Below are 11,793 nucleotides of genomic sequence, written 5' to 3'. Positions count from 1 at the left end.
AGGAGATTTCCATGTTCAGGACAGTCCGTCTCATCACGTGCGCCAGCATTCTTGCCCTTGGCGGCTTCGCGTCCGGCGCGTCGGCCGCCGACCTCAAGGTCGTAGCCAGCTTTTCCATCATCGCGGATCTCGCGAAGAACGTCGGAGGGAGCCGCGTTCAGATCTCGACCCTCGTGCCCGTGGATGGCGACGCCCACGTCTACGAGCCGCGTCCGGCCGATGCCGCAGCGCTCAAGAAGGCTCAGGTCGTTCTGGTCAACGGCCTCCATCTCGAAGGCTTCATGTCCCGGCTGATCGAGACCAGCGGCACCGAAGCGCCCGTCATCGAGGTCAGCAAGGGCGTCGAGCCGTTGAAGGCGGACGAGGCGGAAGGGCACCACGACGAAGCCGGCAAGACTCCCGAGGCCGGCCATGCGGGCCATGATCACGGCGCGTTCGATCCCCATGCCTGGCAGTCGATCGCCAACGGCGAGATTTACGTGAAGAACATCGCCGACGCCTTCTGCGCAGCGGACAAGGCGGGTTGCGCGACGTATACGGCCAATGCCACAGACTATCTGGCAAAGCTCAAGGCGCTGGATACGGAGGTGAAGGCCGCGATCGCCGGCATCCCGCAGGAAAAGCGCACCATCATCACCTCGCATGATGCCTTCGGCTACTTCTCCCATGCCTACGGCCTGAACTTCATCGCACCGGAAGGCATATCGACCGAAGCGGAAGCTTCTGCGGCCGATGTCGCCAAGCTCGTCGATCAGGTGAAGCAGGACAAGGCGTCGGCGATCTTCGTCGAAAACATCACCAACCCACGGCTTGCCGAGCAGATTGCCCGCGAGACCGGCCTGAAGATCGGCGGCACGCTCTATTCCGACGCGCTTTCGGCAAAGGACGGCCCGGCCTCCACCTATATCGACATGTTCCATCACAACGTAAAGACGATGACGGCCGCCATTCTCGGCAGCTGATCCGCAAGCGCCTGTCCGGCTTTGGCCGGGCAGGCGTCTGACCCCGACCTCAAACCGCAGGGAGTCCCTGGACGATGGCGGGCAGCGTGTTCAAGCGATGGCGCAAGGCAGCGGGTGCTACGGAGGATGGGGTGAAACGGCTGTACGATTCCGTGCCGGTCACGCTTCTGACCGGCTTTCTCGGATCGGGCAAGACAACGTTGCTGAACGATGTTCTGGCTGATCCGCGCATGCAGGGTACGGCCGTGATCATCAACGAGTTCGGCACCGTCCCGATCGATCACGATCTGGTCCGCAAGGGCTCCGAAACCTATGCCCGGACGACCACCGGCTGCATTTGCTGCACGGCGACAAGCGACATACGGGGCTCCCTGTCGGAGCTTCACGATGCTCAGATGCGTGGCGACATACCCCCGGTCGCTCGGGTTGTGATCGAGACGACCGGACTTGCCGACCCGGCACCGATCATCAACAGCGTCATTCCCGGGGGATCGCCGGCGCTGGCGCTGCGGGATCATGTCGTCGCCCGGCATTTCCACCTTGCCCGTGTCGTAACCACGTTCGATGTGCTGGGCGGCCGCGCGACGCTCGACGGTTTCCTGGAAGGCTGGAAGCAACTGGCCTTTGCCGATCACGTTGTCCTGACCAAGACCGATCTCGCTGGGGGGCATCACGACTGGCCGGGAGAACTGAGCGCGCTCAATCCGGCCGCTGTCTATCACGACCGCCACCGGCAGGGGTTTGCGCTCGCCGAACATTTCGGCAAGGGTGCCTATTCCGTCAGCGGCAAGACCGAGGACGTCCCCGGCTGGCTGGCGATGGAGAGGCTGGCGGCTCACGGAGATCATGCCCACGACCCCAACCGGCACGGCGATGAAGTCGAGGCGATCAGTCTGCGTCATGACGTGGCCCTTTCGCCCCAGGCGGTCGAGACCTTCCTGCACATCGTGACGACCAATATCGGCTCCGGCCTGCTGCGGCTGAAGGGCCTGTTCGCGCTTTCGGATGATCCGGCCCGGCCGCTGGTCGCGCACGCCGTGCAGCATCGCCTCTACCCGCTCCAGCGCCTGGAACGCTGGCCGGACGACGATCGCGGCAGCCGCGTGGTGCTCATCGGCCGGAACATGCCGGTCAAGCCGATCCGCGATCTCTTCGAGGTGCTGGCTCCCCGTGCGCCAACACGCAAGCGCGGCGCGGCATGAGTGCGGCCTTCGTCAACCCGCTGGCGCGAAACGGGGCCTCGGTCATCAACAGTGCACGCTCGATCAAATCCTGGGCACGCCAGCTGCTCGCGCTGCCGGACGAGGCAGTTGTCACGGTGAGCGAGCTCGCTTGCCACGTGCCCGGCTGCCCGCCGAAGGAGACGGTCATTCTGGTGATGCAAGACACGGATATGCTCCAGGTCTCCATCCATATGGCGATGAAGGATGTGTCGGAGCAGGATCTCGCCCATGCGTTTTCCGATGCCGTGAAGGCCAAGCAATGAAATGAACGCATGATGTGAGGAAGCGCGATGCGATGTTTGGTTCGGATCGACGCATCGTGCGTCGCGTGAGAGTGGCGAGCATCTGTCGCGCGACTATTCGATACCGAAAAGGCCGAGCAATGTCCCCTCGACATGCGTGCGGCCCCTGTCGGACTTGGCAATCGCGACTGCCTCGCCTTCACTGGAGCCGTGGTCGTTGAGCGCGTTCATGCGACCGGGGATCGAATTCGGGCGACTATCAACACCCGCCGGTGCTGCACCAGTCAGAATGATATAGAATCCTGCATAAAACACCCAGTTAATACACTATCATATATCATCATTGCCATGCCTTGCAGAATCCTTTATATATTATCCTGTATATATGGTATTGCCTGATACAGGATAATGATTATGGCATACAAAACTGAGCACATCACCCAGCAGATACGTGCAGCACGCGAGGCACGTAACATGTCCCAGCGCGAGCTAAGTGCGCGCTCTGGCCTGACACAGAGCCATATATCGCAGATAGAGCGGGGCACCATGGAGCCGGGACTTGCAAGTCTCGTGGATGTTGCGCGTGCGCTCGATCTCGAGATCGTCCTCGCTCCTAAAAAGCTGATGCCGGCGATAGGAAACATCCTCGCCAGCGCATCCTTAACGAGCAATTCCCTGACCTCGCAACAGCGCCATCTGGTGGGACGTATCGACCGTTGGCTGGCTGAAGGAAGAGATCGCTTCGCTGTCGCCTCGGATGCCGATAGCCTTAAGGACAGTCTAGCGCTCCTGCGCCATCTGCCATTGACGGCCGACGAGCTGGAAACGCTACATGACCTGACCATGAGGCTTCAACGCTGGAAGAGCGATCCGCCCTCGCCCAAGGAAGTGCGCGATTTTGTGCACGCCGTAAGGGCACTGCGCAATGCAGCGGTGCATCGTGACCGCGATGACGCGATTCCGCGCTCGGCCTATGCGCTGGACGAGGAGGACGATGATGCCTAAGGTCACGGTACTGGATGTCAGGCTTAATGGCGAACGGGTCGCGACCCTGACCAACCTGCAGGATGGCCGCACCATCTTCGCGTTCAACACGGATTATATCGACAACGAGAAGCGCCCGACACTCAGTCTTTCCTACAAAGACGCCTTCGGCGGGCTTGTGACCAAGTTCCGGCCTTATAACATGGTCGTGCCGCCGTTCTTCTCGAACCTTCTGCCGGAAGGACCGCTGCGCCGATACCTTGCCGAACGCGCCCGCGTAAAGCAGACGCGCGAATTTTTTCTGCTTTGGATGTTGGGGCGCGACCTGCCGGGCGCGGTAACCGTACACTCCTCGGAAGGGGATGACGCACCTCCGGACGACGATCGGGACGATCTCGAGGCACGACCGAACGCCTTGCGGTTTTCGCTGGCCGGCGTGCAGCTGAAATTCTCGGCATTCAAAAATACGGGAAGAGCAGGCGGCCTGACCATACCGGCGGAAGGGACCGGCGGTTCATGGATCGTGAAACTGCCTTCTCAGCAATATAGCGGCGTTCCCGAGAACGAGTTCGCGATGATGACGATCGCCGGCATGATGGGGATGAATGTCCCCGAGATCCAGCTGGTCGATCTGGATGCCGTCGACGGTCTACCGCAAGGCTTGGGCGAGCTGCAAGGTCAGGCGCTGGCGATAAGGCGCTTCGATCGCACGGCGGAAGGTCCGGTCCATATCGAAGATTTCGCGCAGGTGTTCGGTGTGTTTCCCGATCACAAATACGACAAAGGCAACTACCGTAGCATCGCGCGCGTGCTGGGTATCGAAACAGGACCTGCCGATGTCGCCGAGTTCATACGGCGGCTCGTTTTCAGTACGCTGATCGGCAATGGCGACATGCATCTGAAGAACTGGTCGCTGATCTATCCTGACCGACGAACACCAGCGCTTTCCCCCGCTTACGACCTGCTATCGACGATACCCTATATGAAAGGTGAGGATACGGCCGCACTAAACTTCTCGCGCACGAGGAAAATGGCCGCGTTGTCACTGGACGAACTGGCGCATCTCGCCGCCAAAGCGGAATTATCCGAGAAGCTGGTGCTCGATACGGCACGCGAGACGGTGGAGCGTTTCCGAGCCGTGTGGGACGCGGAGACAGCCAACTTGCCAATGGCCGACAAGGTTCGGGAAATGATCGAAGCACACGCGCCGTCGATCGCGTTGTATCGAGAATGCACGTAGGCGAAGGGACAGGGCGCCGTCCGAAGATGACGCCCTGGCAAGCTGGGCATTGATCCGTGAAAATTTCGACGCTTCACTGCATAGGCCGACAAGGTCTTTCTCGGCATCAAATGCAGATCGCGTTTGATCTCAGCCCGAACGGGCGGGAAACGCTAGAGCGCCTCCACTTTACTCGGGGTCATATCCGCACGATTTGAAGTCGTTGGCGCATTCTTGCGGCTCGAACAGGGTGACGATCTGGCCGACCGTATTCCATAAGCCCTCGACCGTGCGCTCGGCTTTGGCGCGCAAGGCAGCCTTGAGCTTGGCGAACGCCTTCTCGATTGATGTTGTGGATGGCTCCTGCTTCAGCCGGCGTATTCCGGCTTAGTTCGGGTGTCATTGTCCGGAGCAAAGGAGCGATCCATGTCAGAACTTGCCACAGTTGGTATTGACCTCGCAAAGAGCGTCTTCCAGATCCATGGTGTCGACGAGAACGGTCTGGTTCTTGTACGGCGCCAGCTTCGCCGCAGCCAGTTGCTTGCGTTTTTCCAGAACCGCCCACGGTGCCTGATTGGCATGGAGGCTTGCGCTGGTGCTTATGACTGGGGACTCAGGCTTCAGGAAATGGGACATGACGTCCGGCTGATGCCGCCGTCTTATGTGAAGCCATACGTGAAGCGCGGAAAGACCGACGCCGCGGACGCGGCCGCCATCTGCGAGGCTGTGACGCGGCCCTCGATGCGGTTTGTCGCCATCAAGAGTGAGTCCTGCTCGTTGGTCATGGTTCTTCATCGCACGCGGGACTTTCTGGTCCGTCAACGCACGCAGATCGGTAATGCGATCCGGGCTCACATGACTGAGTTTGGCATCAAAACGGCTAAGGGCGCGCAGAATGTCAAGCGGTTGAAGGAACAAGTGGATCAGTTGCCGCAAGCGGCTCGGATGCCCTTGATCTTACTCTTTGAGCAACTTTCCGAAGCGGACATGCGGATCGAGCGGCTGACGGGCGAGATCGAAGAGACCTATTCGCAAAGCGAGACAAGTCAGCGTCTGGCGATGATCCCTGGTGTGGGCCTTTCGGCGACGATTATCGCGGCAACGACACCGAATGTCGACAACTTCGACTGCGCGAGGGATTATGCCGCCTGGCTCGGCCTTACGCCCAAGCCTCACTCTACCGGAGGCAAGCAGAGGGTGGGCGGGATCTCGAAGATGGGTAATCGATACATCCGGCGCCTGCGGTATCTCGGCGCCATGGCGCAGATCATGCTCAGACGTCGGCTCAAGCGAGAGTCAGGATCGGACCGGCTGTCGGGCATGCTCATGCGGAAGAAGACGAAGATTGTCGCGATTGCCCTGGCGCATCGCATGGCAAGAATGATCTTCGCCGTCCTCAGGGACGGTTCTCGATACGAGCCGCAGGCCGCCTGACAGCTCTCGGAATGGTCAGGGCAACGTGAGGTGATGGCCAATAAGCAGAGACGAAGAACCAAGACACCCCGATCAATCCGAAGCTCTTCGAGAGCGCTCGATTGAGTAGGACCTGCTCTCCAGGCGGATATTCATCAGGGCGCGCAGCGGTCTCGCTGCATATCAGACGCGGTATACCTGGCCGCAACCGACCTGTTCACCGGAGCCAATCGTATCCTTGAATCGCAGGAGCCATCCATACATGGATTGAGCAGGGCTGATTTGAGATGGTAAGCGCTCTCTTCGTTTTCACAGTGATATGGCGGATTGAGATGCTGAGCTTTCAGAGTTTTTGCCGCCATTTTTGGAGACGCTTGGCCTTGAGTGTGTTTCAGCGCGGCATTTGACCCCGCTATAAGCGCGGAAGCGCCAACTCAGCTGGACAGTAAAAAACAGAAATACATCAGCATGTTACGTCGTAGCGTCTAGGCTCAACCTTCCGCACCTCCAAGGGGTTAAACTCGGCAGCTGGTTCATAGTCGGAACAGAGGCCGACCCGGATAGGATAGGTCTGGATCTCATCGCTGACAGATCCGGCCACGAAAGCGAAATGGGCTATACGGTTCGAAAGACGTGCGAAAGAGAGTGACGGCGCTATGCTCAATAGTTCCATAAGATATCTTATCTAATCGATATATGTAGCGAGGTGGGTTCAAGGATGAAGTGCGACTTGCGATAGATAACAGTGGCTTATCAGTTGCAAGGAACGACCCATGAAACGCACCTATTACCATATCGATCTGGATGAACGCCGCAAGATTGCGCGCTGCGTACGGCTGGACTGAGCGTTGACGTGATCGCCGAGAAACTGCATCGACATCGCTCGACCGACGGCGTTCGCGGAAAGGGTGAAGCCGACATCGTTCCCCTTTGCCGACGACGACTGCGACGACCCGATCATGGCACGTCGACGATTTCGATCCAGTTCGCGCCCTTGCCCACGGGATAACGCCCTTGTTCTGTAAGCCTGCCGGTCTGGCCGTCTATGGCGTAGACGGAAAGCCTGTCGGATTTCTCTCCCGATGCGATGAGGAAGCGGCCGGTGGGGTCGATCCGGATGCCCCGCGGCTGTTTCTCCGTGCCGATGCTGCTAAGACGTGTCAGCGCGCCGGTTTCGGGGTCTACCGCAAACGCCGTGATGATGCTGGTCGATCGCTCGGTCGCATAGACGAAGCGGCCGTCGGGCGTCACGCCGATATCGGCCGCCCAGATCCGCGCGGGTGGCGTCGTGGTGCTGGCGGCTGCGGGCTTCAACGGCTGACTGAACGGCGGCGGGGGTGGAGGCGCGACGCCCGGCTCGAGGGTCGATTCGGGTGGGAGGATCGTGGCGGTGTCGCGTTCGGCCAGCGTCCCCGTCGCGGCATCGAGAGCGTAGTGGATGACCTCGCCGGTGAGTTCGGTGAGAATATAGATGGACCGGTTGTCCGGGGAGACGACGATATGTCGGGGACCCTGCCCCGGCTTTGTCTGCACGGATGCCGGGCTGTTTGGCTCCAGCAGGCCTGTCTCGCCGTTCAGCCTGTATTGAAGCACCGCATCTGCGCCGAGATTGGTGACGAAGATGTATTTTCCGCTTTTATCGCTGACGATGGAATGCGCGTTGTGCCCGGTCGGGATGACCTGCTTCGCACCGTCCTTGACCAGACCTTCCAGGCCCACCGGAAGGGATGCGATCTTGTTGCCGCCGTAGGACGCAAAGAACAAAAGCCTGCCGGAAGGATCGATCGAGACATACGGCATGCTGTCCGGCAATGCGGCCGATGCCTTCTCCGTCAGGCTGCCCGTGGAGGGATTGATCGCATAGGTCAGCACCCGGTAGGGCTGCGACCGGACGACGGCGTAGAGACGCGTCCGGTCGGGACTGACGGTCATGGGCATGACCGAGGTGCCGGCATCGACATCACCCAGAGATTTGAGATTGCCGGATGTCTCATCCAGCCGATAGGTATCGATCTTCCCGTCTGTCGCGGCGGAAACGTAAACATATGTCTCTGCGCGCGATACGGTGGCAGATACCATCGAGGTGGCGGCAATCGTCAGGCAAAGGGCTGAAACGGACATTACTTTCGGCATCGGCAATCCTTCGCGTTATGATGAAGAGGCAGGCGACCGGGTGCCGGCCGATCCGGCATTTCACGGTGAGGGTGAGAGCGACCGGCTGCCTTCCGTCGGCAGCCAGCAGGTCTCAAGCGTCGAAGGCGACCAGCGCCTGCAGCAGCCCGGCGGTGTAACCGTAGCAATAGGCGAAGGCAACGCCCTGCGGGTCGCGGCCGGAGATCGCGGGCACATGATCCGGCATGATCATGTAGGAGTAGCCGACTTCCTTGTAGACCTTCAGGGAGCGGGCCATGTCCATGTCGCCTTCATCTGGGAACGTTTCCATGAAGGAAAGCTTCCGGCCGCGGATGTTGCGGAAGTGAAGGTTGAAGATCTTCTTCCGGCTGCCGAACCAGCGGATGACGTCCTCGATCTCCTCGCGCGGATTGTCGAGCATCTCGCCGACCGTGCCCTGGCAGAAATTGAGGCCGTGATAGGCGCTCTCCCGCATCGTGACGAATTTCTTCAGCCCTTCCACCGTGCCGAGGACGCGGGTCACGCCCTTGTAGCCGGGCGGGGTGTAGGGGTCGTGCGGGTGGCATGCGAGGCGCACGCGGTTGGATTCAGCAACGGGCACGACGCGTTCAAGGAAATAATCGATCCGCTCCCAGTTCTCCTCTTCGGAAAGGACACCGGCTAGACCCGGTGCGGCGTCGCGATCGGTCTTGTCCCAGCGGAAGGACGCGTTGAGAGAACCGCCCCGCCCCTTCTCGTCCGGCGTGCGCGGAATGCCGATCAGGTTGAGATTGTACTTGGCCGCGGGAATGCCGGCCTTTGCGAGGTTCTCGATCAGCGTGCAGATCGCGTCGATCTGCCGGTCGCGGTTCGGCCCCGCCAAAAGGATGTCGGGATAGGTCGCCGTCTCGATCGGGCTCGACGGCAGCGGCAGCTGAATCATGTCCAGGACGAGCCCGAAGCTTTCGACCTTTTCGCGCAATCTCTTGAGATCGTCGAGCGACCAGCGGTCGAGCGGACCGTCCGGATCGGCGCAGATATGGTTGACGCCGAGCTGTGACCAGACCCGGTAATCGTCGTCGTCGCGCGCAGCGAGTTGGGTTCCTACATACATGTCGTATCCTCCTGAACGTGATATGACATAATATGAATTTTGCGGGTTGTCGAGCGAGGCGCAGCGGTGTCGCCTTACCGCGCGAGCCGCCGGTATCGCTTCTGGCTGGCGACGAGATGATCCCGCATCGCCACCCGCGCCATCTCCGGATCCTGATCGAAAATCGCGTCGAGAACGCGTTCATGCTCGGCAAGGACGCCTGTCAGGTACGTCCGGCTTCCGGCATCCGGCAAAGTGGGAAACTGCCCCCGGGGAATGGATCTCTGGCCGTATCGGTCGAGCGCTTCGGCGAAATACCGGTTGTTGGTGGCAGCGGCAATGGCGCGGTGGAACAGGAAGTCGATCTCTACCGTCGGGTCGCCGGCATCGATCTTGCGCGCCATCTCCTGATGCGCCAGACGGATGGCCTCCTCTTGGGAAGCGGACCGTCTATATGCAGCAATTCCAGCAGCTTCCACCTCAACACCCATGCGAAACTCGATGAGTTCGAGCGTCTGTGGTACGCTTTCTAACTCGATCGGCGTCAGCGTAACGGATGTCCGGCTCGCGGTATCCATGACAAACATGCCCTTGCCCTGGATCGGCGTGACCAGCCCGGCCGCGCGCAGTTCGGCAATCGCTTCACGCACCACGGTACGGCTGACGGAGAACTGGCGTTCCAGTTGGGGTTCCGTCGGCAGTTGTGCGCCGGACGAGAGGGTCCCTGCTCCGATCTGGCGCTTCAACTCGTCTATGACGCCCTGCGCAAGACGCGGCCTTCGATTTGAAACGGTTTTCATTGTTCTGTCCCCATGCCGCGTACAAGGCAGGTATCACATTTTACGACGTGCTATTGCGACTTTCAAAAAATGACCATAATCATAATACGACATATCACCTAATCTTGATGAATATGTCTCTGGGAGGACGTTCGATGAAACCTTTTTGCTCACCGTTTCTGGTAGGAGCGGCCCTCGCCGTCTCTCTCGGCAGTGCGACGGCCGCGTTGGCGGAAACCCCGAACGATCAGTTGATCATCGGCACGTCACTGGCGCAGGTCCTGTCGCTCGATCCGCAGCAGGGAACCGAGGTCAAAACGCAGGAGATCCTCGCGAACACCTATGACCGCCTCGTCTTCTCCGACCAGACCGATGGCTACAAGATTAAGCCGCAACTCGCCGAAAGCTGGGAGGTGGACGACAAGGGCATCACCTTCAAGCTGCGCGACGCCACCTTCACCTCCGGCAATCCCGTGACGGCGAAGGACGTGGTCTTCTCGATCGTCCGTCTCCTGAAGCTCGACCAGTCGGCCGCCACCAACTACAAGACCGCTGGTTACACGGCCGACAACATCGAAGGCCTCGTGTCCACCATCGATGACAAAACATTCCGCATCGAACTGACCGACAAGGTTATTCCCGAAGCGCTTCTCTATCGCCTTGCCATGGGCGTTTCGAGCGTCGTCGATAGCGTCGAGGTCGAGAAGCACGTAAAGAACGGCGATTACGGCAATGAATGGCTGCGCACGACCGCGGCCGGTTCAGGTCCCTACACGCTGCGTCGCTGGACGCCGAACGACATCGTCCTGCTTGAGGCCAACAAGGATTACCGCGCTGGCGCGCCGGCCATTCGTCGCATCGTCATGCGGCATGTACCCGAGAGTCAGGCCGCCCGCCTGATGCTGGAGCGCGGCGATATTGATATCGCCAACGCGCTGACGGCCGCCGACGTCCGGACCTTCGAGACGAACACAGGCTTCGTCATCGATCAGGTCAAGACCGGCGGTTACTACGTGCTGGCGATGAATGCCGGCCGGGAAGCGCTTGCTAAGCCCGAGGTTCGCGAAGCCATCGCCTACGGCATCAACTACAAGGGCATCGCGGATACGATCCTCGGCTCCTACGGCCGCTGGAGAAACGTGCCGGTTCCCGAGGACTGGGCCGGCGCCATCGCCAATCCCGACTGGTCGTTCCAGCCCGAAAAGGCCAAGAAGCTGCTCGCCGATGCCGGATACCCCAACGGCCTGTCGCTGACGCTGAAGACGATCTCCCAGACGCCGCGTGTCGATATGGCGACAGCGATCCAGGCAAGTCTCGCCGAAATCGGCATCACGGTCACGATCCAGCAGGGCAACGGCGCGGATATCGTCGCGGCTCACCGGGCGCGCGACTTCGACCTCCTTCTTCCACAAACCGGCTCTTTTATGCCGACGGCGCTCGGGTCTCTGGACAATTTTGCGTCGAACCCGAATAATGCCAAGGAAGCCAACAATGCCGGCAACTTCGTCTGGCGCTCGGCCTGGGACATTCCGGACCTCAATGCGCTGCGCGAACAGGCGAACCGGGAACGCGACGATGCGAAGCGTCTCGACCTCGTCCGGCAGATCCAGGAAAAATTCATCGCGCTGAAGCCGGCGGTGCTTCCGATGTTCGAGCGCTTCGAGCCGATCGTCGTCAGCGGGCGCGTGAAAGGATATAGCGGCCACCCTTGGTCCCTGACTCGCATCGAAGCTGTCACCAAGACAGACGCCCCGTGACCAAGGCGA

The 11,793-nt window shown here is 60.3% G+C and carries 10 protein-coding genes and 2 pseudogenes; 8 read left to right on the top strand and 4 right to left on the bottom strand.

Translation table 11 applies throughout. From position 1 onward, the window contains the following. Window positions 1-11: 11 nt before the first annotated feature. From aztC to C8J33_RS21345, 5 genes are all read left to right on the top strand, one after another. Window positions 12-962, top strand: a complete 951-nt coding sequence (gene aztC, locus C8J33_RS21365; protein WP_110802689.1) for a zinc ABC transporter substrate-binding protein AztC — start codon at window positions 12-14, stop codon at window positions 960-962. A gap of 74 nt (window positions 963-1,036) precedes the next feature. Further along, a complete protein-coding gene (locus C8J33_RS21360; RefSeq protein ID WP_110808118.1) occupies window positions 1,037-2,164 on the top strand; it encodes a CobW family GTP-binding protein in 1,128 nt (375 codons plus the stop codon). Then, a complete protein-coding gene (locus C8J33_RS21355) occupies window positions 2,161-2,448 on the top strand; it encodes a hypothetical protein (protein ID WP_110802687.1) in 288 nt (95 codons plus the stop codon). The genes C8J33_RS21360 and C8J33_RS21355 overlap by 4 nt, the downstream gene beginning before the upstream one ends. 393 nt (window positions 2,449-2,841) lie before the next feature. Beyond that, window positions 2,842-3,432, top strand: a complete 591-nt coding sequence (locus tag C8J33_RS21350) for a helix-turn-helix domain-containing protein (protein ID WP_110802686.1) — start codon at window positions 2,842-2,844, stop codon at window positions 3,430-3,432. After that, window positions 3,425-4,651, top strand: coding sequence for a type II toxin-antitoxin system HipA family toxin (locus C8J33_RS21345; protein WP_132665331.1), 1,227 nt, complete (start codon window positions 3,425-3,427; stop codon window positions 4,649-4,651). Before C8J33_RS21350 ends, C8J33_RS21345 begins: the two co-directional genes overlap by 8 nt. Window positions 4,652-4,819: 168 nt before the next feature. Here the strand turns inward: C8J33_RS21345 and C8J33_RS27350 are convergent. Further along, window positions 4,820-4,990: pseudogene (locus C8J33_RS27350) on the bottom strand (IS630 family transposase); the annotation flags it as partial. A 66-nt stretch (window positions 4,991-5,056) separates the two neighbouring features. On the opposite strand from C8J33_RS27350, the gene C8J33_RS21335 reads away from it, so the two are divergent. Together C8J33_RS21335 and C8J33_RS27945 are read left to right on the top strand one after the other, a co-directional pair. Further along, on the top strand, window positions 5,057-6,064 hold the full coding sequence (locus C8J33_RS21335) for an IS110 family transposase (RefSeq protein ID WP_132665287.1): 1,008 nt from the start codon (window positions 5,057-5,059) through the stop codon (window positions 6,062-6,064). A 752-nt stretch (window positions 6,065-6,816) separates the two neighbouring features. Beyond that, a pseudogene (locus C8J33_RS27945) lies at window positions 6,817-6,932 on the top strand (helix-turn-helix domain-containing protein); the annotation flags it as partial. 68 nt (window positions 6,933-7,000) lie between these two features. On the opposite strand, the gene C8J33_RS21325 reads toward C8J33_RS27945, so the two are convergent. The 3 genes from C8J33_RS21325 to C8J33_RS21315 form a co-directional block, all read right to left on the bottom strand. Then, a complete protein-coding gene (locus tag C8J33_RS21325; protein ID WP_245507238.1) occupies window positions 7,001-8,176 on the bottom strand; it encodes a lactonase family protein in 1,176 nt (391 codons plus the stop codon). A 112-nt stretch (window positions 8,177-8,288) separates the two neighbouring features. Continuing rightward, window positions 8,289-9,269 carry a mannonate dehydratase gene (locus C8J33_RS21320; RefSeq protein ID WP_132665286.1) on the bottom strand — a complete coding sequence of 327 codons (981 nt, stop codon included), beginning with the start codon at window positions 9,267-9,269 and terminating at the stop codon, window positions 8,289-8,291. Window positions 9,270-9,343: 74 nt separating this feature from the next. Further along, entirely contained in the window at window positions 9,344-10,048 is a 705-nt protein-coding gene (locus C8J33_RS21315; protein WP_132665285.1) for a FadR/GntR family transcriptional regulator, read from the bottom strand. A gap of 134 nt (window positions 10,049-10,182) precedes the next feature. Here C8J33_RS21315 and C8J33_RS21310 point away from each other — a divergent pair, with 134 nt between their 5' ends. After that, window positions 10,183-11,784, top strand: coding sequence for an ABC transporter substrate-binding protein (locus C8J33_RS21310; protein WP_132665284.1), 1,602 nt, complete (start codon window positions 10,183-10,185; stop codon window positions 11,782-11,784). Window positions 11,785-11,793: the final 9 nt, after the last annotated feature.

Source organism: Rhizobium sp. PP-CC-3G-465 (assembly GCF_004343445.1).
Taxonomy (GTDB): Bacteria; Pseudomonadota; Alphaproteobacteria; order Rhizobiales; family Rhizobiaceae; genus Ferranicluibacter; species Ferranicluibacter rubi.
This window is presented reverse-complemented; position numbering and strand designations above follow the sequence as displayed.

Excerpts from the sequence above, each read along its gene's own strand:
- aztC (WP_110802689.1), top strand. The coding sequence starts at position 12 with ATGTTCAGGACAGTCCGTCTCATCACGTGCGCCAGCATTCTTGCCCTT.
- C8J33_RS21360 (WP_110808118.1), top strand. The coding sequence starts at position 1,037 with ATGGCGGGCAGCGTGTTCAAGCGATGGCGCAAGGCAGCGGGTGCTACG.
- C8J33_RS21355 (WP_110802687.1), top strand. The coding sequence starts at position 2,161 with ATGAGTGCGGCCTTCGTCAACCCGCTGGCGCGAAACGGGGCCTCGGTC.
- C8J33_RS21350 (WP_110802686.1), top strand. The coding sequence starts at position 2,842 with ATGGCATACAAAACTGAGCACATCACCCAGCAGATACGTGCAGCACGC.
- C8J33_RS21345 (WP_132665331.1), top strand. The coding sequence starts at position 3,425 with ATGCCTAAGGTCACGGTACTGGATGTCAGGCTTAATGGCGAACGGGTC.
- C8J33_RS21335 (WP_132665287.1), top strand. The coding sequence starts at position 5,057 with ATGTCAGAACTTGCCACAGTTGGTATTGACCTCGCAAAGAGCGTCTTC.
- C8J33_RS21325 (WP_245507238.1), bottom strand. The coding sequence starts at position 8,176 with ATGCCGAAAGTAATGTCCGTTTCAGCCCTTTGCCTGACGATTGCCGCC.
- C8J33_RS21320 (WP_132665286.1), bottom strand. The coding sequence starts at position 9,269 with ATGTATGTAGGAACCCAACTCGCTGCGCGCGACGACGACGATTACCGG.
- C8J33_RS21315 (WP_132665285.1), bottom strand. The coding sequence starts at position 10,048 with ATGAAAACCGTTTCAAATCGAAGGCCGCGTCTTGCGCAGGGCGTCATA.
- C8J33_RS21310 (WP_132665284.1), top strand. The coding sequence starts at position 10,183 with ATGAAACCTTTTTGCTCACCGTTTCTGGTAGGAGCGGCCCTCGCCGTC.